General features: G+C 72.3%; 22 protein-coding genes. 11 read left to right on the top strand and 11 right to left on the bottom strand.

The genetic code is table 11. The features are described 5' to 3' along the window. Positions 1-49 precede the first annotated feature (49 nt). Entirely contained in the window at positions 50-1384 is a 1335-nt protein-coding gene (gene lysA / locus ACFYY6_RS07945) for a diaminopimelate decarboxylase (RefSeq protein ID WP_351524972.1), read from the top strand. Then, complete coding sequence (locus ACFYY6_RS07940; RefSeq protein WP_351524971.1) at positions 1378-2301, top strand: LysR substrate-binding domain-containing protein; 924 nt, start codon at positions 1378-1380, stop codon at positions 2299-2301. Before lysA ends, ACFYY6_RS07940 begins: the two co-directional genes overlap by 7 nt. A 24-nt stretch (positions 2302-2325) precedes the next feature. On the opposite strand, the gene ACFYY6_RS07935 is transcribed toward ACFYY6_RS07940, so the two are convergent. The 5 genes from ACFYY6_RS07935 to ACFYY6_RS07915 are packed head-to-tail and all read right to left on the bottom strand — an operon-like array spanning position 2326 to position 7412. Further along, positions 2326-3168 carry a serine hydrolase gene (locus tag ACFYY6_RS07935; RefSeq protein WP_351524970.1) on the bottom strand — a complete coding sequence of 281 codons (843 nt, stop codon included), beginning with the start codon at positions 3166-3168 and terminating at the stop codon, positions 2326-2328. Beyond that, positions 3165-4781: an amidohydrolase family protein gene (locus ACFYY6_RS07930; RefSeq protein ID WP_389192158.1), complete on the bottom strand. Its 1617-nt coding sequence runs from the start codon at positions 4779-4781 to the stop codon at positions 3165-3167. The genes ACFYY6_RS07935 and ACFYY6_RS07930 overlap by 4 nt, the downstream gene beginning before the upstream one ends. Next, complete coding sequence (locus ACFYY6_RS07925) at positions 4781-5566, bottom strand: amino acid ABC transporter ATP-binding protein (RefSeq protein ID WP_384416966.1); 786 nt, start codon at positions 5564-5566, stop codon at positions 4781-4783. Before ACFYY6_RS07925 ends, ACFYY6_RS07930 begins: the two co-directional genes overlap by 1 nt. Further along, entirely contained in the window at positions 5563-6516 is a 954-nt protein-coding gene (locus tag ACFYY6_RS07920) for an amino acid ABC transporter permease (protein WP_351524967.1), read from the bottom strand. The genes ACFYY6_RS07925 and ACFYY6_RS07920 overlap by 4 nt, the downstream gene beginning before the upstream one ends. Positions 6517-6524: 8 nt before the next feature. Beyond that, positions 6525-7412, bottom strand: a complete 888-nt coding sequence (locus tag ACFYY6_RS07915; RefSeq protein WP_389192156.1) for an ABC transporter substrate-binding protein — start codon at positions 7410-7412, stop codon at positions 6525-6527. 149 nt (positions 7413-7561) lie between these two features. On the opposite strand from ACFYY6_RS07915, the gene ACFYY6_RS07910 reads away from it, so the two are divergent. Continuing rightward, positions 7562-8509: a hypothetical protein gene (locus ACFYY6_RS07910; RefSeq protein WP_388650504.1), complete on the top strand. Its 948-nt coding sequence runs from the start codon at positions 7562-7564 to the stop codon at positions 8507-8509. Between the two features lie 15 nt (positions 8510-8524). On the opposite strand, the gene ACFYY6_RS07905 is transcribed toward ACFYY6_RS07910, so the two are convergent. The 3 genes from ACFYY6_RS07905 to ACFYY6_RS07895 all read right to left on the bottom strand — a co-directional run bounded on the left by ACFYY6_RS07905 (position 8525) and on the right by ACFYY6_RS07895 (position 12109). Next, positions 8525-9058 (bottom strand): Lrp/AsnC family transcriptional regulator, encoded by a 534-nt coding sequence (locus ACFYY6_RS07905; protein WP_351524563.1) that lies wholly within the window; start codon positions 9056-9058, stop codon positions 8525-8527. 80 nt (positions 9059-9138) lie between these two features. Beyond that, entirely contained in the window at positions 9139-10554 is a 1416-nt protein-coding gene (locus ACFYY6_RS07900) for an NAD(P)/FAD-dependent oxidoreductase (RefSeq protein ID WP_389192153.1), read from the bottom strand. Positions 10555-10660: 106 nt separating this feature from the next. Continuing rightward, complete coding sequence (locus ACFYY6_RS07895) at positions 10661-12109, bottom strand: aldehyde dehydrogenase family protein (RefSeq protein ID WP_389192150.1); 1449 nt, start codon at positions 12107-12109, stop codon at positions 10661-10663. A gap of 256 nt (positions 12110-12365) precedes the next feature. Here ACFYY6_RS07895 and ACFYY6_RS07890 point away from each other — a divergent pair, with 256 nt between their 5' ends. From ACFYY6_RS07890 to ACFYY6_RS07870, 5 genes are all read left to right on the top strand, one after another. Continuing rightward, complete coding sequence (locus ACFYY6_RS07890; protein ID WP_389192147.1) at positions 12366-13853, top strand: APC family permease; 1488 nt, start codon at positions 12366-12368, stop codon at positions 13851-13853. Between the two features lie 142 nt (positions 13854-13995). After that, entirely contained in the window at positions 13996-15147 is a 1152-nt protein-coding gene (locus ACFYY6_RS07885) for a glycosyltransferase (RefSeq protein ID WP_386608807.1), read from the top strand. A 108-nt stretch (positions 15148-15255) separates the two neighbouring features. Next, positions 15256-16476 (top strand): aromatic acid exporter family protein, encoded by a 1221-nt coding sequence (locus tag ACFYY6_RS07880; protein WP_351524568.1) that lies wholly within the window; start codon positions 15256-15258, stop codon positions 16474-16476. A gap of 255 nt (positions 16477-16731) precedes the next feature. Then, positions 16732-17622 carry an alpha/beta fold hydrolase gene (locus ACFYY6_RS07875; RefSeq protein WP_389192144.1) on the top strand — a complete coding sequence of 297 codons (891 nt, stop codon included), beginning with the start codon at positions 16732-16734 and terminating at the stop codon, positions 17620-17622. Next, entirely contained in the window at positions 17604-17735 is a 132-nt protein-coding gene (locus ACFYY6_RS07870; protein ID WP_389192141.1) for a hypothetical protein, read from the top strand. Before ACFYY6_RS07875 ends, ACFYY6_RS07870 begins: the two co-directional genes overlap by 19 nt. A gap of 59 nt (positions 17736-17794) precedes the next feature. Here ACFYY6_RS07870 and ACFYY6_RS07865 read toward each other — a convergent pair whose 3' ends face one another. The 3 genes from ACFYY6_RS07865 to ACFYY6_RS07855 all read right to left on the bottom strand — a co-directional run bounded on the left by ACFYY6_RS07865 (position 17795) and on the right by ACFYY6_RS07855 (position 20393). After that, positions 17795-18109, bottom strand: a complete 315-nt coding sequence (locus ACFYY6_RS07865; RefSeq protein ID WP_389192138.1) for a hypothetical protein — start codon at positions 18107-18109, stop codon at positions 17795-17797. Positions 18110-18188: 79 nt separating this feature from the next. Beyond that, complete coding sequence (locus ACFYY6_RS07860; RefSeq protein WP_386608804.1) at positions 18189-18503, bottom strand: FAD-dependent oxidoreductase; 315 nt, start codon at positions 18501-18503, stop codon at positions 18189-18191. Positions 18504-18587: 84 nt separating this feature from the next. Beyond that, a complete protein-coding gene (locus ACFYY6_RS07855; protein WP_389192135.1) occupies positions 18588-20393 on the bottom strand; it encodes a hypothetical protein in 1806 nt (601 codons plus the stop codon). 228 nt (positions 20394-20621) lie between these two features. Here ACFYY6_RS07855 and ACFYY6_RS07850 point away from each other — a divergent pair, with 228 nt between their 5' ends. The 3 genes from ACFYY6_RS07850 to ACFYY6_RS07840 are packed head-to-tail and all read left to right on the top strand — an operon-like array spanning position 20622 to position 24018. After that, positions 20622-22004 (top strand): extracellular solute-binding protein, encoded by a 1383-nt coding sequence (locus tag ACFYY6_RS07850; protein ID WP_351524572.1) that lies wholly within the window; start codon positions 20622-20624, stop codon positions 22002-22004. Between the two features lie 56 nt (positions 22005-22060). After that, positions 22061-23092 carry a sugar ABC transporter permease gene (locus ACFYY6_RS07845; RefSeq protein WP_351524573.1) on the top strand — a complete coding sequence of 344 codons (1032 nt, stop codon included), beginning with the start codon at positions 22061-22063 and terminating at the stop codon, positions 23090-23092. Next, entirely contained in the window at positions 23092-24018 is a 927-nt protein-coding gene (locus ACFYY6_RS07840) for a carbohydrate ABC transporter permease (protein ID WP_351524574.1), read from the top strand. The genes ACFYY6_RS07845 and ACFYY6_RS07840 overlap by 1 nt, the downstream gene beginning before the upstream one ends. The last annotated feature ends 78 nt before the right edge of the window (positions 24019-24096 follow it).

Below are 24096 nucleotides of genomic sequence, written 5' to 3'. Positions count from 1 at the left end.
CTCCCGCAGGCCGGAGGATGGCCGGGAACCGGCCCACAGGGGAGGACCCATGACGTCAGCCATCGAAACGGGGCTGCTGCCCCTCACGGCCCAGGCCCGCCCCGGCGGACTCGCGGTCGGGGGCGTCCCGCTCGTCGACCTCGCGGAGCGCTTCGGAACCCCGCTGTTCGTCTACGACGAGGAGCACCTGCGCCAGCGTTGCCGGGAGGCGGTCGCCGCCTTCGGCCAGGACAACGTCGCCTACGCCTCCAAGGCGTTCCTGTGCACGGCCATGGCCCGTCTCGCCCACGAGGAGGGGATGCTGCTCGACGTCGCCTCCGGCGGCGAACTGCGCGTGGCCCTGCACGCGGGCGTACCGGCCGACCGGATCGTGCTGCACGGCAACAACAAGAGCGAGACGGAACTGCGCACGGCGATGACGGCCGGGCTGCGGCACGTCGTGGTCGACAGCCTCGACGAGATGGACCGCATCGAGCGGCTGCACGCCGAGGAACGGCTGCCGCCCGCGCACGTCCAGCTGAGGGTCGCCCCGGGCGTCGCCGCCGGTGCCCACGAGGCGATCAGGACCGGCGGCCACGACTCCAAGTTCGGCTTCGGTCTGGCGGACGGGGCCGCCGTACACGCCGTGCGGCGTGCCGACGGGTCCCCGGCGATGATCCTGGAGGGCATCCACGCGCACGTGGGCTCCCAGGTGCTGGACACCGCCGAACTCGCGGCCGGCGCCGCCGCCGTGGCGCGGTTCGCGGTCGAGACGCGCGCACCCCGGCTGACCGTCGGCGGCGGCCTCGGCGTCGCCTACGAGGCCGGGCAGACCGTGCCCTCGTTCGCCGACTGGGCCGCCGCGGTGCGGGGCGCCGTCCGGGAGGCGGGCTGGCACGGCGAGGTCACGGTGGAGCCCGGAAGGTCCATAGCCGCCCGCGCCGGGCTGACCCTGTACCGGGTCGGGACGATCAAGCGGATCGAGGGCGTACGGACCTACGTCGGGGTCGACGGCGGGATGAGCGACAACCTGCGCCCCGCCCTGTACGGCAGCCGCTACGAGGTCTTCCTGCCGCGCAGTCCGCACGCGCCGCGGCCGTGGCGCGCGCGCCTGGTGGGCAAGCACTGCGAGAGCGGCGACGTGATCGTCGACGACGCCGCCCTGCCCGCCGGAACGGCCGTCGGGGACGTCCTGGCCACACCGGTCACCGGCGCCTACGGATACGCGATGGCGTCCAACTACAACAAGCTGCCGCGCCCGGCGGTCGTCTTCGTCCGCGACGGCACGGTCCGTACCGTGGTGCGCCGCGAGACCGAGGAGGACCTGCTGCGCCTGGACGTCGACGAACCCGCGGGTCCCCTGGAGCGTTCCGCGCCGATACCGCCTAGTCTGACCCGATGCTGAACAGTGCCCGACTGCTCGTCCTGCTGGAGATAGCCCGCACGGGCACCATCGTGGCCGCGGGCCGGGCCCTGCATCTGAGCCCGTCCGCGGTCTCGCACCAGCTCGCCCGGCTGGAACAGGAGGTCGGAACCGCCCTGGTGGAACGTCAGCCGCAGAGCCTGCGGCTGACGGCCGCCGGAGCGCGACTGGCCGAGCACGCCCAGGCCGTGGCCGATCTGATGGCCGTCGCGCAGGACGATCTGCGCGCGCACTCCGAGGGCGAGGCCGGCGTCCTGCGCGTCGGTTTCTTCGCCTCCTCGGGCCTGGAGCTGCTGCCGAGGGCGCTGTCCGCCTTCGCCGCCGAGCGGCCGCAGGTGGAACTGGAGCTGATCCTCGGACAGCCGCACGAGACGGTGCCCGATCTGGAGGCCGGCCGGCTCGACGCCGCGGTCGTCTTCGAGCACCCGCTGGACCCCTGGTGCCGCCACGCGGGCGTCGACGTCGAGATGTTCTTCGACGAACCCCAACTGGTGGTCCTCCCGCTGGGCCACCGCTTCGGCCGCCGTACCACCGTCCGGCTCGCCGCCCTGGAGGGGGAGACCTGGATCGGGACGCACGGCGGCCGTACCGGCGAACCGGTGCTGGAACGCGCGTGTGCCACCGAGGGCTTCCGCCCCCGGATCCGCTGCCGCACCGACCACTACCAGGTCACGGTCAACCTGACCCGGGCCGGGATGGGCATCGCGCTCGTCCCGGCCCTCGGCCTCGCGGACAGCATGGGCGTCCACGTCTGCCGACTGGACCACCCCCGGCTCCACCGCCGGATCGGGGTCGCCACCCGGCCCACCAACCGCAACCCGCTGCTGCGGATCTTCCTCGCGGAACTGCGGTCGGCGGCCGAGGAGATCAGGTCGCTGCTGGAGATGCAGTGGTCCTGACGGGGCGGGCCCGCCGCGGCTCCGTCAGGGGGCGGAGCGGCCGGCGCAGGCCGCGAGGGTGCGGCCAACGTCCCGCACGGCGTGCACCGCGGCCCGCTCGGCTCCCGGCCCCAGCGCCGTGTCCCAGTGCGCCACCACCGCGTACGCGAGCCGCCTGGCCCCGACGATGACACCGGCGTCCGCGCGGACCCCGGTGTCGGTGCCGGTCTTGTTGGCCACCAGCAGCCCTCCGGGCAGCGGATCCGGGAAACCGGGCGCGTACGGGTCGTGGTCCACCAGGGCCGGGACCAGCCCGTGGTCGGTGTTGGCGCGCATCCACCCCAGCAGCCGCGCGGAGGCCGCGGGCGAGACCATCGTGCCGCGCGCCGCGTGCGTCACCAGCCGCGCCAGGTCCCTCGCGGTACCGGTGGCGAAGACGGGCGGCACGTCCGGGCCCCGGACGTCGCGGACCTTGTCGTGGAGCGCGAGACGGCCGAGACCGAGCCGCTGTGCCAACCGGTCCGTGGACTCCCGTCCCACCACGCGCAGCAGTGCGTTGGTCGCGGTGTTGTCGCTGACCGACGCGGTCAGCCAGGCCAGGTCCTCCACGCTCCAGCCGTCCCTGCTCATCCGGCGCAGCAGCCCGGTGCCGTCCGCACGGTCCTCGTCGAGGATCTCGACGATCCGGCCGGGCGGCAGCTCCCCGCTGTCCAGACGCCGGGACACCTCGGCGAGCAGCAGCAGCTTCGAGGCGGACGCGACGGGCAGCACCACGTCGTCGTCCACCCCCACCGCGCCCTCGCCGTCGACGTCGACGGCGCGGACGGCCAGGGTGAGCGGCAGCGCGGCCGACCGCCGTGCCGCCGCGGTCACCTGGGACAGACTCATCGGACCCTCACCACTTCCCCCGCCCGCGTGGCGGTCGGACGGCCGTCCCTGACCGCGACCCGTCCGGCGACCACCACGGTACCGATGCCCTCGGGCGCCAGCAGCGGACGCTCGAACGTGGCACGATCGCACACCGTCCCCGGATCGAACACCACCAGGTCCGCCACGGCGCCGTCGCGGACCACACCACGGCCGGTGAGCCCGAACCGCCGGGCCGGCAGCCCCGACATCTTGTGCACCGCCCGCTCCAGCGGCAGCAGTCGCTGATCGCGGGCGTAGTGGCCGAGCACGCGGGCGAAGCTCCCCGCCCAACGGGGGTGCGGGCGGCCGGGCTTGGGGACGCCGTCCGAGCCGATCATCGACAGCGGACCGGCCAGCACCCGCCGGACGTCGTCCTCGCGCATGGAGTGGCTGATGATGGTCACCTCGCCCCGCTCCGCCAGCAGCAGGTCGCACACGTACTCGACCGGGTCGACACCCTGCTCGGCGGCGAGATCGGCGATCCGGCGGCCCTCGGCGTCCGGACGGGAGCGCGCGGCGGCCACCGCGATGAGGTCCCAGCCGCCGTTGCCCACGGTGTTCTCCCACCCCGCGACGCCCGTGGCGATGTCCGCCCGGATCCGGTCGCGGACGTCCTTTCGGCCCAGCCGTTCCAGCAGCGCGCCGACACCGCCCTCGCTCGCCCACGGCGGCAGCATCGCGTGCAGCACGGTGCTGCCCGCGGTGTACGGGTACACGTCGCACAGCACGTCCACCCCGTCGGCGCGGGCCCGCTCCAGCCGGGGCAGGGTGCGCAGCGTGGCACCCCAGGCGTGCCGGCCCGCGGTCTTGTGGTGGGAGACCTGGAGCGCGGCGCCGGAACGCTCCGCGATGTCCAGCGCCTCCTCCAGCGCCGATTCCACCTGCGACATCTCGTCGCGCAGATGGGTGACGTAGGGCTTGCCGTGGCGGGCGGCGACCTGGGCCAGGGCGACGATCTCCTCGGTGGCGGCGTACGTGCCGGGCGGGTAGATCAGCCCGGTGGACAGGCCCGCCGCGCCCTGCCCCAGCGCCCGGTCGAGCAGCGCGCACATGGCGTCCAGCTCGTCGGGCCGGGGCGGACGGTCCTCGAACCCCATCACCCCGGCGCGCAGCGTGCCGTGGCCCACCAGCGAGGCGATGTGGTTGTGCCGCAGCGCGGGGTCCTGGCCGGCGGCGAACGCGTCGAAGTCCACCGCGGGCCGGACCGGACCGATCCCGAACGTCACCCGGAGGTGTTCGGCCAGCTCGGGCAGCCGCTCCGGCAGCGACGGGAACAGGCTGGTCCCGCAGTTGCCGCAGATCTCCGTGGTGACGCCCTGGAGCAGCGGCGCCAGTCGCAGGTCGTCGGCCGGTTGCGGCACGCCGTCGCCGAGGGGAGCGGCCAGGGCGTCGGAATGGGTGTGCACGTCGATGAAGCCGGGGGCCACGGCCCGGCCGGACACGTCCAGGACCTCGGCCGCCGCGGCCGGCGTGCCCGCCGGGAGCACGGTGATCCGTCCGTCCGCCACCGCGACGTCCGCCTCCCGGGCGGGCGCGCCGGTGCCGTCGACCAGCAGTCCGCCGCGCAGCAGCAGATCCAGGGGGCGGCCCATCACAGCACCGTCGACAGGAAGGCCCGCGTGCGCGCGTGGCGCGGGGCAGTGAACAGGAGGTCCGGGCTCCCGGACTCGACGACGGCGCCCTGGTCCATGAACACGACCCGGTCGGCGACCTCGCGGGCGAAGCCCATCTCGTGCGTGACCACGATCATGGTCATGCCCCGGCGGGCCAGGTCGCGCATGACGCCCAGCACCTCGCCGACGAGTTCGGGGTCGAGGGCGGAGGTCGGCTCGTCGAAGAGCATCAGGTCGGGCTCCATGGCCAGCGCGCGGGCGATCGCCACGCGCTGCTGCTGACCGCCCGACAGCTGCGCCGGGTAGTGGTCCGCGCGGTCCGCGAGACCGACCTCGGCCAGCAGCTCCAGGGCCCGCTTCGCGGCCTCGGCGCGGGAACGGCCCTTCACGGCGACCGGACCCTCCATCACGTTCTGCACCGCCGTGCGGTGCGGGAACAGGTGGAACCGCTGGAACACCATCCCGATCCGCTCACGCTGGCGCCGCACGTCGCGCGGACGCATCTCGCGCAGGACCCGGCCGGACGTGCCGTGCTGCTCGTAACCGATCAGCTCGCCGTTCATCCACACCCGGCCCGCGTCGATCCCTTCGAGATGGTTGAAGCAGCGCAGCAGCGTCGACTTGCCGGAGCCGGAGGGGCCGATGACGCACAGCACCTCACCGCTGCGGACGTCGAGATCGATGCCCTTCAGCACCTCGGTGTCACCGAACCGCTTGCGGACCTTGCGGGCCCTGAGGACCACGTCGCCCATGGCGTCGCTCATGCCGTCGCTCCCTTCCCGGCGTTCCGTCCGGGCCGCAGATCGGCCAGGATCCTGCGCCGCAGCGGCGGGGCGGCCCCCGGGCTGTAGCGGCGTTCGACCGCGTGCTGTCCGATGCTGGCGAGCGTGGTGAGGGCCAGGTACCAGAAGGACGCCACCAGCAGCAGCGCCACCACCTCGAAGTTGGCGAGGTAGAGGTGCTGGGAGACGGTCATCAGGTCGGAACCCGCGATGACCGACACCAGCGAGGTCGTCTTGAGCATGGAGATGAACTGGTTGCCGAACGGCGGGACGATGACCCGCATCGCCTGCGGGAGGACGACCCGGAACAGGATCTGACGGTTCGACATCCCGAGGGACGCCCCCGCCTCGCGCTGGCCGGGATCCACGCTCCCGATGCCCGCCCGGACGATCTCGGCCATGTAGGCGCCCTCGTTGATGGAGAGTCCGAGCAGGGCCGCCACGAAACCGGTGATGACCTGGTTCGACTGCCAGCTGATCAGCTTCGGCCCGTCGAACGGCACACCGATGCTGATCACCGGGAACAGCAGGGCCAGGTTGAACCAGAAGATCAGCTGGACCAGCAGCGGAGTGCCCCGGAAGAACCAGGTGTACGCACCGGCCGTGAACCGCAGCACCGGACTGTCGGAGAGCTGCATCACCGCCACGACCACGCCGATGACGACGCCGACGGCCATCGAGACGAGGGTGAGCTGGATCGTCACCCACAGACCCTGGAGGATCACCGTGTCGAACTGGTACTTGGCGACGATGTCCCAGTGCAGGTGGGGATTGACGATGATGGTGTACGCGATCCACACCGCGAACAGCGCGGCGGCCAACACCGCCAGCCAGCGCGCCGGACGGGGGCGGCGACTCAGCCTGAGGGCGAGGTCGTCGTCGGGTGCGGTCGCGCCGTCCACGGGCGCCGCGGACGTTTTCTGGTACGTCATGTCCGTTCTCACTGCCCGTCGTTGACCGTTGCCTCGGTGACGGCGCTGTCGCCGACGTTCCAGGTGTTGAGGATCTTGCGGTACTCACCGCTGTCGATCAGCTCCTGCAGGGCCTTGTGCACCGCGTCGCGCAGTCCGGCCTGGCTCTTGGAGACCGCGATGCCCCACGGGGCGGTGCCGTACTGCTCCGGCAGCACCTCGTACGCGCCGCTCTTCTTCTCGGTGAACATCCGGGCGACGGGGTAGTCGACGATGGTCGCGACGGCGCGCCCGCTGTCCAGTTGCAGCAGACCGGTCGGCGCGTCCTCGCTCTGCGAGATCCGCATCTTCTCGCCGCACTTGGCGTTCTGCTCCTCGCCGATGCGGAGGTTGGAGCTGCCCTTGGCGAGGACGACGCTCTTTCCGCACAGGTCCGCGAGGGACTTGATGCCCTGCGGGTTCCCCTTCTTGGTCATGATGACGCCGCCGGTGCGGAAGTAGTCGACGAAGTCGACCGCCTGCCGCCGCTGGGCGCTGTCCGTCATGGACGACATGACCAGGTCGAAGCGGCCGGACTCCAGCCCCGGGATCAGCCCGTCGAACGCGGCGTTGGTGAGTTCCACCCGCAGCTTCAGCCGGCCGGCGACGGCCTTGGCCAGATCGGGGTCGACACCGGTGAGCCGGGTGGTTCCCGGCTCGTACATCTCCATCGGCGGGTACCCCACCGCGGTGGCCACCCTGAGCACCCCCTTCTGCCGGTACGGGTCGGGGAGCAGCTCGGCCGCCGACCGGGAGTCGGCTGCCCGGGAGGCACTGCCGGTCGGGGCGTCGCCCTGGTTGGAACGGCCGCAGGCGGTGGCCGCGAGGGCGACCATGGCCAGGGCTGCCAGACAGCGCAGAGAACGGTGACGTTTCATCTGATTTCTCCCTCAACGGGGTGGCGGTGCGCCGATGCTGGCAGCCGGGCCCGGGGGAATGGAAGATGATGAAGCCATTCATGCCTGACCATCGAAATCTGTACGGGTCCCGGCGCGCGACCGGTTCCGGAACGGGAAGGGGGCATCGCATGTCACGACCTCTCGGCCGACGGGGCCTGCTGCTGTCGACCGGCGGGCTGTTCGCCGGGGCCGCGGGCTGCTCGGGGACCTCCGGGACGGCGTCGGGGCCGTCCGGACCCGCGTCCCCGCACACGTCGCTCCCCGCGACCACCGCCTGGCGCCCGAACCGCGACGACGTGGACCCCGACGTGAAGCTGCGGGCCGTCCAGGTGGTGGAGGCGATCGGCGCGTGGCCCGCCGGACAGGGCGGCGCGGCGGCGGCGAAGCGCCGGGTGGCCGCGCTGGGGGCGGCGCCGTCGCTGGTGGACGCGGCGGGCCCGATGCGGCCCGCCGCGGACGAGGCCGCGCTCCAGGTGATCGTCGCGCAGTACGGCGGGATCCTGACGGGCACCGCAAGCGTGATGGTGGCGTACCGGCAGTGGACCCCGGGCCGGGCCGGTGGCACCACCGTCGACGTACGGCTGAGGCGGGCGCGTCCGCGATGGGAGGTCACCGCGTTGTATCCGGGGCCGCTGCGCGCCGCCGTGCCCCGGCTGCCCGCCGAGGCACGGCGGGTCCTCGATCACGCGCGGATCGGGCTTCCTCCGGCGGCGAGGGCCGATGTCCGCAGCGGGCACATCCGTCCGGCCGCGCTCGGGGCCCTGCTGGACCTGGCCGGCACGTACCGGATCGACGTCACCGTGTTCAGCTCCGGGCACCCGCTGTACGTGTTCGGCACCGACCGGCGCAGCGACCACCCGCCGGGCCGCGCCTTCGACGTGTGGCGCATCGATGGGCACCCGGTCGTCGACCGGGCGACCCCGCGGCGGCTGGTCGAGTCGTTCATGCGGGACGCCGCCGCGGCGGGTTCGTACAACGTGGGCGGGCCGGTGCGGGTGTCCGGGGGCGCGACGCCCAACCAGTTCTTCACGGACGACACCCACCACGACCACGTGCACGTGGGGTTCGCGGGCTGACACCCGCGGCGCGGCTCAGGGGCGCTGGTCGAGACCGGCGCCGAGCGGTGGCCGGGGCGCGTCGAGCAGCGAACTGTCCACCTCGCCGACGCCCCAGCCGTACGCCAGCTTGTGCACCTCCAGCACGAAGAACGAGTCGGTGGAGACGACGCCGTCGATGAGATGCAGTCTGCGGTTCATCAGGTCCGTGAAATGGTCGGTGTCGCGGCAGATCACCTCCGCCATCACGTCGTAGGTGCCCGCCGTCATGATCACGTAGGAGGTCTCCGGCAGCTCCCGCAGCCGTCGGCAGACCTCCTGCGCGGTGCCCGGCCGCACCCGGATGCCGACCATGGCGAACCGGTCGAAGCCGATGGTCAGCGGGTTGGCGATGCCGACGATCTGCAGCGTGCCGTTCTCCTCCATGCGCTGCACGCGGTAGCGCACGGAGGAGGCCGGGATGTCCAGTTCCTCGCCGATCTGGCTGTACGGGCGGCGGCCGTCCGCCTGCAGTGCGGCGATGATCCGGCGGTCGGTGTCGTCCAGGGGGCTGCCACCCTGCGTGCTCATGCTGTTGCTCCGGCTCCCGTGCGCGGCCCGCCACCACGGGCGGGCCTGGCTCTTCGTCGTACGGGCCTATCCTGCCCGGCTCAGGAGTCGAAGCCGAGGCCGAGTCGGTCCAGGGCGCGCAGCCACAGATTGCGGCGGCCGTCCGCGTCCTCGCGGGCCATGGACCGCCGGGTGGCCTCGACGCCCAGGTAGCGGACCGGTTCCGGGGGGAAGGGCACGGGCGGGCGGCGGATCATCGTGGGCCGGGTCCGCTCCGTGCGGCGACCCGTGAGCAGGTCCAGCATGACCTGGGCGCCGTAGCGGGTGGCGCCGACGCCGAGCCCGGTGAAGCCGAGGGCGTAGGAGACCCGGCCCCGCGCGGCGGTGCCGGCGAACATGCAGAAGCGGGTGGTGGAGTCGATGACCCCGCCCCAGGCGTGCGAGAAGCGGACGTCGGCGAGGGCGGGGAACGCCTCGGCGAACTGCGCGGCGAGCGTGTCGAAGGTGGCAGGGCGCTGGGTGCGGGCCTCGTCGACCGGGCTGCCGTAGTGGTAGACGGCGTCGTAGCCGCCGAAGAGGATGCGGTTGTCGTCGGTCTTGCGGAGGTAGTGGAACTGGTTGCCCGCGTCGGTGATCCCGTGGTCGCCGCTCCAGCCGATGGCGGCGAGCTGGTCGTCGCGGAGCGGTTCGGTGGTGAGCGCGTAGTCGTAGACCGGGATCATGCTGAGGGAGAGGCGCCGGAGCAGGGGCCGGTAGATGTTGGTGGCGAGTGCGACCTGCCGGGCGCCGACCGCGGCGTACGGTGTGGCGAGCCGTACCCGGCCGGTGTGCCGGGCGGTCAGCGCGGTGACCTCGGTGTGCTCGGCGATGCGGACCCCCAGGTCGAGGCAGGCGGCGCGCAGGCCCCAGACCAGCCGGGCGGGGTCGAGCAGCGCGTAGTCCGGGGACCACAGTCCGGCGGTCCAGACGGGGGAGTCGACGTACTCGCGCAGCTGCGCACCGTCCAGCAGCCTGGTGTGCTCGCCGAACCGGTGGGCGAGGGCGTGCGCGCCCTTGAGCCCCTCGGCCTGCCAGGGGGTCGCGGCGACGGTGATCTTTCCGCTGCGGGTGAATCCGCAGTCGATGCCATGGGTGTCCAGGTCGCGGCGGAAGGCGTCGAGGTTCTCCATGCCGAGGCGGTGCAGCAGCCGGGCCTCGGCGGGCCAGCGCTCGACGCCGTTGGCGAGGCCGTGGGTGAGGCTGGGGGAGCAGAAACCGCCGTTGCGGCCGCTGGCCGCGTGGCCGCAGGTGTTCTGTTCGAGGACCAGGACGTCCCGTTCGGGGTGATCGCGCTTGGCGAGGAGCGCCGTCCACAGTCCGGTGTACCCGCCGCCGACGACGGCGAGGTCGCAGGTGGTGTCGGCGGTCAGCCGCGGCAGCGGCGCGGGGTGCTCGGGACGGTCCAGCCAGTAGGGGGCGGTCTTCGTGTCGCGCAGTCGGCTGCGGTGGTCGGTGGGGCGCGGGGCTGCGGTGGTCATGCGGTGGATACCTCGTTGCCGGCGTGGTGGGCGGCGCGGGCCGGGGCCCCGACGGGCGTGGTCGGGGACCCGGCCGACGGACGGACGGTCGGGTGGCGCGGGACGGTCAGAGACTGATCACGCCGGTGCGGGTGTCGGTCATGTCCATGAGCGTCCACTTCCCGCCGATGCGGCCCCAGCCGGTGGAACGGCCGCCGGCGCCGCCGAACGGCATGTTGATGTCCCACCAGTTGTTGCTCTCGTTCACGACGACCTGGCCCACGGCCATCTCCTCGATGAACCGGAAGGCGGAGGTCATGCTGCGGGTGAAGACGGCGCCCTGGAGGCCGAGGCGGTCGTCGTTGGCGATCCGCAGCAGATCGTCCTCGTCCCGGCCGGTGATGATCGGCACGACCGGTCCGAAGGACTCCTCGCGGGACAGCAGGCTGTCCTCCGGCACCCCGTCCACCACGGTGAACTCGTAGTAGAGGTCGGTGGGGTGGCCCGGGGCGCGTCGGCCGCCGAGCAGGATGTCCGCGCCGCGCTCGCGCGCGTCGGCCATGTGCCGGTCCATCTTGGCCGCGACGCCCTCGTTGTTCAGCGGGCCCAGGACCGTCGCGGGGTCGAACGGGTCGCCGAGGGTGATGCGCCCGGCCTCGCGCAGCACCGCCTCGACGAACGCGTCGTGGACGTCCCTGTGGACGACGACGCGTTCGGTGGCGCAGCAGACCTGTCCGGCGCACGGATAGGCGCCGTCCACGGCCGCCCTGGCCGCGGCCTCGACATCGGCGTCGGCGAGGACGACGAGGGGGCCGTTGCCGGAGCACTCCATGACGGAGCGCTTGAGCCCGGCGGCGGCCTGGATCCTCGCCCCGGTCGCGGAGGAGCCGATGAAGCCGATCGCGTGGACGCCGTCATGGCGCACCAGCACCTCCCCGGTGTCGCCCTCGCCGGGCACGATGTTGACCAGGCCCTCGGGCAGTCCGGCGGCGGTGAACGCCTCCATCGCCCGGAGCACGGTCAGCGGGGTGTTGGCCGGCGGCTTGACGACGTGGGCGTTGCCGGTGGCGAGCCCGGGGGCGACGAACTCCGCGAGCATCAGCAGCGGGAAGTTCCACGGCGTGATGATGCCCCAGGTTCCCACCGGGCGGTGGAAGGTGAACATCCGCTTGGTGTTGTCGGTGGAGAGCAGTGTCTCGCCGTGGAGCCGCACGGCATCCTCCGCGTGCAGATGGAACAGCTTGGCCGCCTCCTCGATGTCGGCGACCGACTCGGCGAGCGGCTTGCCCTGCTCCAGGGTCTGGAGGCGGGCGAGTTCGTCCACGCGCCGGCCCAGCTCCGTGCCGATGCGGTGACAGACCTCGGCGCGGTCCCACACATTGGTCGCCGCCCAGGCGGGCTGGGCCTCGTTCGCGGCACGCACCGCCGCGTCGACATCGGCGGCCGAGGGCACCGGGAACGTCCCGACGAGTTCGCCCGTGGCGGGGCTGACGACCTCGTGGTCACGTCCCGACGTGCCCTCGGTGCGGGTGCCGTTGATGAAGAGCAGGTGCCGGTCGGCGGTCGGGGTGGTCATGCGATGGCCTCTCTGTCCTGTCCTGACCGGGAAAGGGCGCGTCGGCTCGAATGCCTCGTCTGCCCGAGTCCGGTACGAAGCGATGTCTGGAGACTCGCCCAGCAATCAGCAACTGTCAAGACTGCTGGATCAGCAATCAGGGCATTCGATCACTGCGTGTTCGTGAGTATTGACAGGTATTTTTCGCTCGCCTATAACCGGGGCCCACCGACACTCCTGCCGCGCCGACCGTCGCGCCCACCGTGAGGGGAACGTCATGCCGTCCCAGCCGAAGACCCCCGCCCCGCCCCCGTCGCCCGCACCGGACCCCGGGGCGTCGTCCGGTGCCTCCGCGCCGGATCCCACGGCGGGCGGGGCCGCCCCGGCACTGCCGAAGAAGATGAACTGGTTCGACGGGTTCGCGATGTCGCTGACCATGCCCGCCGCGCTCATCGCCTCGCTCGGCGCCTCCATCGGCGGCCTCGGCGCCTGGGGCGCCATCGCCCTGTGGGCGGTCTCCATGGTGCTGGCGACCGCCACCAACTGGATCTACACCGAACTCGCCGCGATGTTCCCCGACTCCTCCGGAGGGATCGCCCACTACGCGACCGAGGGCTGGAAGAAGCGGGCCCCCGTGGTCGGCCCGATCGCGAGCATCGGCTACTGGTTCCCCTGGACGACGGCCCTCGCCGTCTACTCCGGGATCATCGGCTCGTTCGTCCAGGCCCAGTGGTTCCCCGGCCAGGACTGGAGCGTGGAGTACGGGCCGCTGAAGGTGGACTTCCCCATCGCGCTCGGCCTGCTCGTGATGCTGCTGCTGTTCGGCGCCGCCATGATCGGCCTGCACGTCGCCATGTGGGTCGTCTACGTCACCGGCGGCGCGCTGCTGATCCCCCTCGTCGTCTTCATCGTGATGCCCCTGCTCTCCGGGGACTGGAGCGCACAGGGCCTGCACTGGAACCTGCACGGAGCCGCCGGACTGCGCGAGGCGCTGGTCTGGCTGTACGTGATGGCGTGGACGTCGTTCGGCGTGGAGGTGTGCGCGACCTTCGCGCCGGAGTACAAGGACACCGTCCGCGACACCACCCGCGCCCTGCGCGCCGGGGTGCTGTTCTGCCTCGGCGTCTTCGTCCTGCTGCCCCTGGCCCTGTCCGGCTACGTCGGCGAGAAGGTCATCGGTGAGGACCCCACCACGTTCTACGTCGGCGCCTTCCAGGACCTGGTGGGCGGCGCCTCCGACCTGATGGTGGTCTTCCTCGTCGCCTCGCTGCTGCTCATCATGATCACCGGACTCGCCGACGGCTCCCGGGTGCTGTACGAGATGGGCAGGGCCGGACTCACCGTCAGACAGGTCGGGGTGCTGAACCGGCGCGGGGTGCCGGCCCGCGCGCTGCTGGTGGCCCTGATCCTGAACGTCCTCGTGCTGACGGTGCTTCAGACACCGCTGGCCATCATCGTCACCGGCAACCTGGGATACATCCTCGCCCATGTGCTGGCGGTCTCGGGCTTCGCGCTGCTGCGCAAGGACCGCCCCGACGCCGTGCGGCCCATCCGGCTGCCCGCCTTCTTCGTGCCGCTGGCCTGGGCGCTGGCCGCGTTCCTCGCCGTGGTGCTGGTGGTGGGCGCGACCGGCTTCTCCATCACCGGGTACGGCGGCTACACCGAACTGGGCGTGGCGCTCGCCGTCCTGGTGTTCTCCGTACTGCTCTGGCTGTACCGGACCAAGGTGCAGGACCGGCGCCCCGAGCAGGACCCGCCGGCCTGACCGCGCCGACGCGCACGGCGCGGCACGGCCCGCGCCGTCGCGCGAGCCCGGTCCGATCACGCCATCGCGCACGCCCCGAAGACACCGAACGAGGCGGAAAGCGCCCCTGTGCGAGCGGCCCGGGGCTACCTACGCTCGCACCATGCGTGTTCTCTTCGCCTCGACCCGCGGCTCGGGCCACTTCGACCCCCTGGTTCCCTTCATCGACGCGTGCACGGCACGGGGCGACGACGTCCTCGTCGTCGCCCCTCCCGGCCTCGAAGCGTTATTGGCGTCCCGGCCCCAGCCGTACCGCATCGGCGCGAACCCCCCGGACGACGAACTGCAGCCGATGATGGACCGGTTGCGCCGCCTGCCACCGGACGAGGGCGTGTCCTTGATGACCCGTGAGGTGTTCGGTCGGCTGTACCCCGACGCCCTGCTGCCCGCGCTCGACGAGGCCTGCCGCGAGTGGCGCCCCGACCTCGTGCTGCACGAGACGTACGAGCCGGCGTCGGTGGTGGCCGCCGAACGCCACGGCGTCCCGCACGCCCGGGTCGCGATCTGCGCCGCCGGGTTCGCGCGCGCGGGCGACCCGCTGCTGGACGCCGCGCTCGACCGCTACGGTCCCGGCATCGCGGACCGCCTCCGGTCCTCCCCGTACCTGACACGGCTGCCGGCCTCCCTCGATCCCTCGCCGTACCCCGTGACCCACCGCTACCACGTCCCGGGGCCGCACACCGCGCCGTCGCAGGAGCGGCACGGCGGCGAGGAACCGCTGGTCTACCTCACCCTCGGCTCCGAGGTCGGCGCCCTGCCGACCGCCCCCGACCTGTTCCGGGCGCTGCTCGATGCGATGGACGGGCTGCCGGTGCGGGCGCTGCTCACGGTGGGGCGCGGCACCGACCCGGAGAGCCTCGGACCCCTGCCCCCCGGCGTCCGGGTGGAGAGGTGGGTACCGCAGGACGACGTCCTCGGCAGCGCCTCCGCCGTCGTCTGCCACGGCGGTTCGGGCACGGTCTACGGCGCGCTGGCGGCCGGTCTCCCGCTGGTCTGCGTCCCGCTCTTCGCCGACCAGCCGTTCAACGCGGGGCTGGTCGTCGAGGCGGGCGCCGGTCTCGCCGTCACCCCGGCGATCGGCTCCGCCGGCGCGGCGGTGACGTTCGGCGGCGACGACGTCTCCCGCATCAGGTCCGCCGTCGAACAGGTGCTCAAGGACCCGGCGTACCGGACCCGGGCCGAGCAGCTGGCCGACGAGACACGGGCCACGGCCACCTGCGCGCAACTGCTCGGCCTCCTCGACCCCCGCGACTGAACCGCCGCCACCACGGCCCGCGGGCCCCACCGGCCTCCGGCACGTCCGTACGGTGGGGTTCGCGACCCGGGTGCGGTGCGGCGGCGCACCAGCGGGCATGGGAATGAGATGCCAGCAGTATCCGAGCCCGTGATCAAGCTCGTCCGGCGCACGACCGAGCCCGTCGGGGCACAGACCCTGCGTTCCACGGCGGCGTCCGTCATCGCCTATGTCGTGGCGGTGTGGACCCTGCCGCATCCGGCCCCGCTCACCGCGCCGCTCACCGCGCTCCTGGTCGTACAGGTCACCCTCTACGCCACCCTCACCACCGGGATCAGACGGGTGAACTCGGTCGTCGTCGGCGTGGTCATCGCCAGCGTGTTCAGCTCCCTGGTCGGCCTCAGCTGGTGGAGCCTCGGGCTGACGATCTTCGTTTCGCTGATCATCGGACGACTGGTGCGGGTCGACGAGTTCGTGCCCGAGGTGGCGATCAGCGCGATGCTCGTCCTGGGCGTCGCACAGGTCGCCTCCACGGCGCTGGACCGGGTGCTGGAGACGCTGATCGGCGCGGGCGTGGGCCTGCTGTTCAACCTGCTCTTCGCCCCGCCGGTATGGGTGCAAAGCGCGGGCGCCTCCATCGAGAGCCTGGCGATGTCGATGGGGGCGATGTTCCGCGCGATCGGTGAGGACGCCCACGGTCGGCTCCCCGTGGCCCGGGCGGCCGACCGCCTGCACGAGGCCCGCCGGCTGGACCACGACATCGTCGAGGTGGACGCCTCGCTGCGGCAGGCCGAGGAAGGACTCACGCTCAACCCCCGTGTCCGGCAGGGGCTGCTGTACCGGGTCGTGCTGCGCACCGGTCTGGACACCCTGGAGATCTGCGCCGTGGTGCTGCGGGTGCTGTCCCGCACCCTGACCGACCTCGCCAAGGCCCGTACCGAGGAGACGCTGTTCCCCGCCGATGTGGCCGACTCCCTCCGAGAGCTGTTCGGGCAGATGGCCGACGCCGTCGAGGCGTTCGCGGCGCTGATCACCACCCCGCTGGCGGAGAACGCCGAGGCGGCGGAGGACCGGCTGGCCCGCGCCCTCGCCGTCAGCCGCACCACCAGGGACCGGGTGGCGGGGCTGCTCCTGGAGGACGTCCAGGAACACCCCCGGCAGTGGCAGCTGCACGGCGCACTGCTCGCCGAGGTCGACCGGATCCTGGACGAGCTGGACATCGACAAGCGCACCGAACGGCTCGGCAGGGAACTCGACCGGCGCTCGGCGCAGGCGCACGAACGCCACCCCTGGCTGCGCGCGGTGTCCCGCAGACTGCGGGGCGGAGGCGACGAGTCCGAGCGGCGCTGAATCCGGATCCGGCCGGATCCGCGGGCCGGGATCCGGCGCCGTCCCGATCCGGGCGGCGCCGGGACGGGCGGCACCGGATCCGGAACGAAGCGGGGCCGATGCCGGGCCGGTGCGGGGCGGGCGGCGGCTCGCGCCGCCGTCGCTCACCCGGACGGTCGGCCGGTTTCACTCCGCTGCTTCCCGCGTCGCGCCGACCGGGCTGGACCCCGGGAACGCTGGGCTCACGACCCCGCTCCCCGACGAAGAGAGATCAGCATGACCGCCTCAACCCCCACTGCCCCGCGCGCACGGACGGCCGGGCGCCGCGGACGGACCGTCGCCGCGGCCCTGGTCGCGGCCGCCGTCGCCGTGCCGGCCGTACCCGCAGCGGCCGCCGACGGCGCCGATCCGGCGGACGGCAAGCCCACGGTGGTGCTGGTGCACGGGGCGTTCGCCGACGCCTCGGGCTGGAACGGCGTGGCGCAGCGCCTGCGGAGCGACGGCTACCAGGTCGTGGTCCCGGCCAATCCGCTGCGCGGCCTCGCCGGTGACTCCGCACATCTGGCCGGCGAGCTGAAAGGCGTCCGGGGTCCCGTCGTGCTGGTCGGCCACTCCTACGGCGGTGCGGTGATCAGCAACGCCGCCGCGGGGAACGCGCAGGTGAAGTCGCTGGTGTTCGTGTCCGCGTTCATGCCGGACAAGGGCGAGTCGCTGAGCGACCTGGGAGCGAGGTTCACCGGCGGCCGGCTGAACTCGGCCCTGAGACCGAAGCCGTTCAAGAAGGCCGACGGCACCGAGGGCACCGATCTGTCCGTCCACCCCGACAGGTTCCGCGAAGTCCTCGCGGCGGACCTGCCGTCGGACACCGCCGCGCGGCTGGCCGCCGCCCAACGCCCCATCAGCGGGGACGCGTTCACGGACCGGGCGACCGCCGCGGCCTGGCGGACCATCCCGTCCTGGGCACTCGTCGCCACCGGGGACAAGGCCGTCGTGCCGGATCTCGCCCGCTTCGAGGCCCGGCGCGCCAAGTCGCACACGGTCGAGGTCGACGCCTCCCACAGCGCGATGATGTCGCGCCCGACGCCGTCGCCGACCTCATCCGCCAGGCCGCGGGGGGCCGGGCCCCCGACACCTCGGCCCTGGCGTCGATGGGCACCGGCACCTTGATCCTGGCCGGTCTCGGCGGACTGGCGGGCGTGGCCGCCCTGACCGGCGTGGGCCTCGTCGCGGCGGCCCGCCGACGCCGCGTTGCCGACGGCGGGCCGGGCCCCGCCCGCTGACCTCCACCACCTCTCAGGAGCAGGCGCGCACCGCCACGATCCGCGGCGGCGCGCGCCGTTCATCGCGTCGACCCGCACCCGCAGGGCCGAGACCGAGCGCGGCGTGAACGGTGGACGCGGTGGCGCCTGCGATTGCCCGTCTCCCCGGCCACCCGCTGCCAGGCGCCGCTCACCCGCACCTCGCCGCGGTAGTCCCGTACCAGCTCCGGCATGATCTCGAACGGTGTGCGGTGCGGGTGCAGGTCGTTGAAGTACTCGTCGACGTCGTCGTCGAAGACGAGCCGCACCGAACCGAGCACGACGGGGGCGTCCCAGTCGAGCCGCAGCCGGCCCGGCCCCTCGTTTGCCGCGTGCCACACATTCGTTTGATCCATCCGGTGACCGAGGGGATCACGCGCTCCTCGGCGGGGCCCTCGGCGCCGACCTCGCGCACGTCCGTGTTGAGGAAGAGGGTCAGATTCGGCTCGGCGAGCAGCGCGTCCAGGACCACCTGGTCCCGGTGGTACGGATTGCCCTCCGGGTTGCGGTACTGGTTCTCCGGACAGAGCTCGCCCATGATGCCGGTCTCGCGGGCCCACCGCTGGGTGCCGTGCGCGGTCGCCCCGCACACTCACACCCGTACCTCGCTGCTCGATTCCCGCCCGGCACGGGGCGGTTGTGGACGAGGGAGACCCGCCGTCCCAGCCGGGCGGCGGCGATGGCCGCGCAGACACCGGCGAGGCCTCCGCCGACGACGATGATGTCGCTCGTCACGGTCTCCTCACGCATGACGCGTCCGGTCCTTTCCCGGGTGGGCGTGACCGCGGACCGGGGCGCGGCCGGACGGGCACGGTTCTTCGGACACGGGCCCGTTCACGGCACCAGCCTCGAATCCGAAAGACGGGGTGAGGGCGGCGCCGCACCGTCGAGCGTCGCCGAGTACAGCGCGGCGTGCTCCTCGCGGGACACCACCGACCGGCCGCCGCGCAGCGTGAGCCGGTTGCCGCGCGGAGTCGTCCAGCGCACCTCGGCGTGCTCACCGGCCGTGGCCACCTCCGGGCCCGGACCCCGGTCCTGCTCCGCGTCGGACGGCACCAGGGACAGCGAACCCGCCGCGAAGGCGTCGCCGACCGCCGCCCAGTCCAGCTCGGCCGGGGTCGCTCTCTCGAAGAGGACGACTTCGAGCCGCGCCCCGTCCGCGCGCGGCACCAGCCCGACCGTGGGCGTACGGCCGCCGAAGGAGCCCCCGGCCAGTCGGAATTCCAACCGCGCCGTCCCCAGGTCGAGTACGATGCCGCGCTCCACCTCCATCGCCTCGGGCACGGGCGGCGCGCCGATCAGGTCCACCACCAGCCGCAGCGACCGGGTACGGAACCGGTCTCCCGGCCCGATCATGTCGAGGTGGTGGTGCCGGTCGCCCGCCGGGCAGGCGAAGCCCGCCAGCCAGGCCACGTGCGGGCCGCTCTGCACGGTGGACAGGACCCCCGAGGCGAAGTCGAAGTCCTCCGCCCCGTCGTCCCTCACCAGATGGACGTGCAGATGCCCGGCGGAGCCGTCCGGCCGCACCCAGTGCCCGAACAGCGCGCGCCGCTGCAGCCAGGTGTCCTGGTGGTTGACGCTGCCCAGCGTGGTGACCGCGTCCAGCCAGGTCGTCCCGGTCTCCGGATGAGCGGATCCGACGAACAGCTCCCGGTGCTCGTGCTCGCCCTCCAGCGCCGCCAGCCGGGCCGCCGCCCAGTCGGGCATGCGGTAGTCGACACAGGCGTGCACCCCGATCGACATCTCCCCGCCGACCGGGCCGGTCTCCGGTGTGCCCAGCGCCCCGCGCACCGCCTTCACCAGGAACGGCGGAACGCCGAGGTCGTTGCTGTAGCAGCGGGCCATCGGACCGGAGAGCTGGCGGGTCGGCGGGTGCCAGCGGGCCAGGAAGTGCAGCCAGAGCCGGTCGTGCAGCCGGTCGTTGAGCTCCAGCACCCGTTCGTCCCGCACGTGCTCCCGGATCAGCGTCAAGGTCTGCAGCACGACGCCCCAGTAGGACGGGCTGTTGAACTCGGTGAAGCTCCCGGTGGTGTCGATCGCCTCGCACAGCCGCGTCATGCGGTTCCTGCCGTAGGCGAACAGGTCCTCGTCGTCGAGGAGCTTCCCGGCGGCGAGCGCGACGAAGGTGCCCATCACGGCGACATTGGTGTACGTCATGGGGACGTTCCGGCGGACGATCGAGGCCGCCGCGTGCCGCACCGACTCCCGCAGTTCGTCCCGTACGCGTGCGGGCAGGCGGTCGCCGTGCCGGGCGTGGATCAGCAGCAGCTGGATGCCGAGGAAATCCGCCCAGTTCCAGTCCGGCGGGTCCATCTCCGCCGCCGGCTCCTCGGCGTAGTAGCCCCAGATGCCGTAGGTCGGGCTCTCCTCGGACCGGTCCTGGAGCTCCGCGACCCGCAGGATCGCGGCGTGGGCGCGCTCGGCGTCGCCCGCCGCACCCCGCTCCAGCAGGAGCAGCGCGTACTGCAGGGAGTTGCGGGTGGGGTGTGCGAGACCGCCCTTGATGTGGGTGTGGATGGGGTTGTAGGGGGCTTCGACCCGCAACAGGTTCGCCTCGGGGTCCCAGTGGCGGTCGCCCCCGGAAAGGGCCGCTCGCAGCAGGGCGCGGTCGTACTCGGCGGCCGACCAGACAGGGTGCACGGGATGTCCTCCAGCTCGCGATCGTCCGTCCGACGATCTCCGGCAACGCTTGGGAAGCGCTTTCCAGAGGTTAAGGCGAGGGTCACCCTCCGGCAAGGGCCGCGTGGGCAAATCGGGGGTGGAAGACCTGTACCGACCCATTGACGCGGCGAGATCGAGCGGTGCAAGGTGACCCCGGCTGGAAAACGCTTTCCGGCCAGTTCCGGTCTGTCCTGAATGGAGTCCCCGATGAGACCCTCCCTGCGCATCGCCATGACGGGCGTCACCGCGGGCGCGCTCGTCTGTGCGCTTGCCTCGTGTTCCGGTTCCGGCGACGACACCGCAGCCGGCGGCAAGGTGACCCTCACCGTCTCCGGGCGCCCGCCGGCCACCAACGCGGCCGCGGTCAAGATCTTCAAGGCGCGGGTGGCGGAGTTCGAGAAGGCCAATCCCGGGATCAGGATCAAGACGAACGAGTACCAGTACGACCAGCAGAGTTTCCAGACCAAGGTCGGCGGCGGCAGCCTGGAGACGATCGTCCGGGTGCCGCTGACGGAGATGTCGGGCCTGATCAAGCGCAGGCAGGTGGCCGACCTCACCGAGGACTTCAAGAAGCTCAAGCACAGTGAGGACTTCAACCAGGTCGCCCTCGGCAGCGCGAAGGGCCTGGACGGCAAGATCTATGGCATACCCACCGAGGAGTACGCCCTCGGACTGCTCTACAACCGCGACCTGTTCCGGAAGGCCGGGCTCGACCCCGACAGGCCGCCCGCCACGTGGACCGAGGTCCGTGCCGCGGCCAGGGCGATATCCGAGAGGACCGGCGCCACCGGCTACGCCCAGATGACCAAGGAGAACACCGGCGGCTGGATGCTCACCGCCATGGCGTACTCCTTCGGCGACTCCATGCAGGAGGAGTCCGGTGGCAAGTGGGCCAACACCTTCGACCGTTCCGGCAGCGGCGCCGAGAAGTCCCTCGACCTGCTCAAGCAGATGCGGTGGGCGGACGACTCCATGGGCAGGAACCAACTGCGCAACATGACCGACGTGGAGAAGGACTTCTCGGCCGGGAAGATCGGCATGACGATCGCCGGGCCCAGCTCCGTCAACCACTACGTCCAGCAGTACAAGGGCGACACCGGGACCGTCGGACTGGCCGCCATGCCCACCGACGGCAGCGCCAAGCGGACCCTGGCCGGCGGCACCATCGCCGTGATCAGCCCCCGCGCCACCCCCCGACAGCGCGAGGCGGCCGCGAAGTTCATCGACTTCTACTACCTCTCCACCAAGTACGACCCCGCGCTCGCGGAGCGAGACGCCGCCGCCAAGAAGAAGGACGGCGCCGTCATCGGCGTGCCGGCCGTCCCGTTCTACGAGCCCGCCGTCGCCGGCCCGGTCGACGAGGCGGTCGCCAAGCAGGCCAACGTGCCCGTCGAACACTTCACCCCCTACAGCAAGGCCCTCGGTGAGTTCGAACTGGTCATCGAGCCGCCGGTGGAGGCGCAGAACGTGTACAAGGCCCTCGACAGCGCCGTGCAGGCGGTGCTGACCCGCGAGGACGCGGACCCGGCCGAGCAGCTGAAGAAGGCCGCCGCACAGGTCAAGTCCCAGGTGGAACGGGCGCAGCACTGAGACGTGCCCGGCACGTCGGAACCGAGCACAGCACGAGGAGAGGCGAGGAGACGTCCATGAGCAGGTCGCACGTGCCTGCGGCGCCCGCCGGGAACCGCACCCACAAGGACCGGACGGACGAACGGCGTGGTGACGACGACCCCGCGGAACGGGCACGGACCCCGCAGGAGCCGCCGCGCACCGCCTCCTCGCGGCGCGCCCGCACGGTGGAGCGGTTCGTCCGCTGGGTCAGGCAGGGAGGGATCACCACCATCCTGTTCGGCCTGCCCATGGTGCTGTGCTTCGCCTACTTCTCCTGGTGGCCGATCGTCCAGAGCGTCCGGCTCAGCTTCGAGCAGACCAACCTGATCGGCCCGGCCACCTGGGTGGGCCTGGACAACTTCCGGCACGTGCTGCAGGACCCGCTGCTGTGGACGGCGGTGGAGAACACCGCGCTGTTCGCGGTGCTCGCCCTGGTGATCGGATTCCCGCTGCCGCTCTTCCTCGCGGTGCTCATCGCCGAACTGCGGCGCGGCGGCACGCTGTTCCGCATCCTCGCCTACCTCCCGGTGGCGATCCCCCCGGTGGTCTCCGTCCTGCTCTGGAAGGTGTTCTACGACCCGGACGGCGGCCTGTTCAACCAGCTGCTGGCCCATGTGGGCCTCGGCCCGTACCCCTGGCTCCAGTCCACCGACACCGCGATGCTGTCCATCGTCCTGGAGTCCACCTGGGCCGGGTTCGGCTCCACCGTGATCATCTACCTGGCGGCGCTGGGCTCCGTGCCCACCGAACTGTACGAGGCCGCGGAGATCGACGGCGCGGGCATCTGGCGCCGGGTCTGGCACATCACCCTGCCGTCCCTGCGCGGCGTCGTCCTGATCATGTTGCTGCTCCAGATCATCGGCACCCTCCAGGTCTTCACCGAGCCCTTCGTGATGACGGACGGCGGCCCGGAGGACTCCACCGTCACCGTCCTGATGCTGATCTACAACTACGCCTTCCAGAACGGCGACTTCGGAGCCGCGACCGCGCTCAGCGTGCTGCTGGCCCTCGTGCTCGGCGCGCTCTCGGCGATCTATCTGCGGGCGACGAGGAGCTGGAGCAACTGATGGCCGTACAGACACCCCTGCGCATCCGCCGCGGCAACCGCCCCGAGGAAGGCGGACGCGGACTCGTCTCCCGCGCCGACCGGCGACGGACCTCCGTGCGCGTCTCGCTCGGCTCCGTCCAGGGCCTCACCTTCCTGCTGCTGCTCGCCTTCGGCGCGGCGCCCCTGTACTGGACCTTCAAGGGAGCCGTCTCACCGACCCAGGAGCTGCTGCGCGACCCGCTGGCCCTGTGGCCCGACCACGCGCAGTGGGAGAACCTCTCCCGCGCCTGGAACGAACTCCAGGTCGGCCAGTACCTCTGGAACACCGTGGTCCTGGTCACCGGCTCCGTCCTCGCACACCTCCTCGTCGCCACCACCGGCGGGTACGTCCTGTCCGTGCTGCGCCCCAGGTGGGCGGCGCCCGTGCGCTGGATGGTGCTCGCCACCCTCTTCGTCCCCGGATCCATCTCCCTGGTCGCGCTCTACCTCACCGTGCTCGACCTGCCGGGCCTCGGCATCTCGCTCGCCAACAGCCCGTGGGGGGTCTGGCTGCCGCACGCCGCCAGCGCCTTCACCGTGCTGATCGTGATGAAGTTCTTCGACGGCATCCCGCGCGAGCTGTTCGAGGCCGCCGAGGTCGACGGCGCGGGCCCGCTGATCATCTTCCGCCGGATCGTGCTGCCCATGTCGCGGCCGATCCTCGCGGTGGTGACCCTGTTGACGGTCATGAACTCCTGGAAGGACTTCCTCTGGCCGCTGATCGTCATCTCGGACACCGAGAAGCAGCCGATCTCCGCCGCCCTTCCGCGCCTCGCGGAAACGGCGGAGCAGTCGCTGCTCATCGCCGGGATGCTGCTCGCCATCCTGCCCCCGGTCGTGCTGTTCCTGATCTTCCAGCGGCAGATCGTACGCGGCGGGGGAGGCTTCACCGGCCTCAAGGGATGAGCACCACCCGGGAACGGGCGCGGACCGGGTCCGCGCCGGCCGACGGCGGCAGCGGTGCGCGCCGACGGCTCAGGACCG

Source organism: Streptomyces sp. NPDC001750 (genome assembly GCF_042892615.1).
In the GTDB taxonomy this organism is placed as follows: Bacteria; Actinomycetota; Actinomycetes; order Streptomycetales; family Streptomycetaceae; genus Streptomyces.
Note: the sequence above shows the minus strand (reverse complement) of the source record. Positions and strands in the feature narration are given on the sequence as shown.

Coding starts and splice junctions, on each gene's coding strand:
- lysA (WP_351524972.1), top strand. CDS start 50: ATGACGTCAGCCATCGAAACGGGGCTGCTGCCCCTCACGGCCCAGGCC.
- ACFYY6_RS07940 (WP_351524971.1), top strand. CDS start 1,378: ATGCTGAACAGTGCCCGACTGCTCGTCCTGCTGGAGATAGCCCGCACG.
- ACFYY6_RS07935 (WP_351524970.1), bottom strand. CDS start 3,168: ATGAGTCTGTCCCAGGTGACCGCGGCGGCACGGCGGTCGGCCGCGCTG.
- ACFYY6_RS07930 (WP_389192158.1), bottom strand. CDS start 4,781: ATGGGCCGCCCCCTGGATCTGCTGCTGCGCGGCGGACTGCTGGTCGAC.
- ACFYY6_RS07925 (WP_384416966.1), bottom strand. CDS start 5,566: ATGAGCGACGCCATGGGCGACGTGGTCCTCAGGGCCCGCAAGGTCCGC.
- ACFYY6_RS07920 (WP_351524967.1), bottom strand. CDS start 6,516: ATGACGTACCAGAAAACGTCCGCGGCGCCCGTGGACGGCGCGACCGCA.
- ACFYY6_RS07915 (WP_389192156.1), bottom strand. CDS start 7,412: ATGAAACGTCACCGTTCTCTGCGCTGTCTGGCAGCCCTGGCCATGGTC.
- ACFYY6_RS07910 (WP_388650504.1), top strand. CDS start 7,562: ATGTCACGACCTCTCGGCCGACGGGGCCTGCTGCTGTCGACCGGCGGG.
- ACFYY6_RS07905 (WP_351524563.1), bottom strand. CDS start 9,058: ATGAGCACGCAGGGTGGCAGCCCCCTGGACGACACCGACCGCCGGATC.
- ACFYY6_RS07900 (WP_389192153.1), bottom strand. CDS start 10,554: ATGACCACCGCAGCCCCGCGCCCCACCGACCACCGCAGCCGACTGCGC.
- ACFYY6_RS07895 (WP_389192150.1), bottom strand. CDS start 12,109: ATGACCACCCCGACCGCCGACCGGCACCTGCTCTTCATCAACGGCACC.
- ACFYY6_RS07890 (WP_389192147.1), top strand. CDS start 12,366: ATGCCGTCCCAGCCGAAGACCCCCGCCCCGCCCCCGTCGCCCGCACCG.
- ACFYY6_RS07885 (WP_386608807.1), top strand. CDS start 13,996: ATGCGTGTTCTCTTCGCCTCGACCCGCGGCTCGGGCCACTTCGACCCC.
- ACFYY6_RS07880 (WP_351524568.1), top strand. CDS start 15,256: ATGCCAGCAGTATCCGAGCCCGTGATCAAGCTCGTCCGGCGCACGACC.
- ACFYY6_RS07875 (WP_389192144.1), top strand. CDS start 16,732: ATGACCGCCTCAACCCCCACTGCCCCGCGCGCACGGACGGCCGGGCGC.
- ACFYY6_RS07870 (WP_389192141.1), top strand. CDS start 17,604: ATGGGCACCGGCACCTTGATCCTGGCCGGTCTCGGCGGACTGGCGGGC.
- ACFYY6_RS07865 (WP_389192138.1), bottom strand. CDS start 18,109: ATGGATCAAACGAATGTGTGGCACGCGGCAAACGAGGGGCCGGGCCGG.
- ACFYY6_RS07860 (WP_386608804.1), bottom strand. CDS start 18,503: ATGCGTGAGGAGACCGTGACGAGCGACATCATCGTCGTCGGCGGAGGC.
- ACFYY6_RS07850 (WP_351524572.1), top strand. CDS start 20,622: ATGAGACCCTCCCTGCGCATCGCCATGACGGGCGTCACCGCGGGCGCG.
- ACFYY6_RS07845 (WP_351524573.1), top strand. CDS start 22,061: ATGAGCAGGTCGCACGTGCCTGCGGCGCCCGCCGGGAACCGCACCCAC.
- ACFYY6_RS07840 (WP_351524574.1), top strand. CDS start 23,092: ATGGCCGTACAGACACCCCTGCGCATCCGCCGCGGCAACCGCCCCGAG.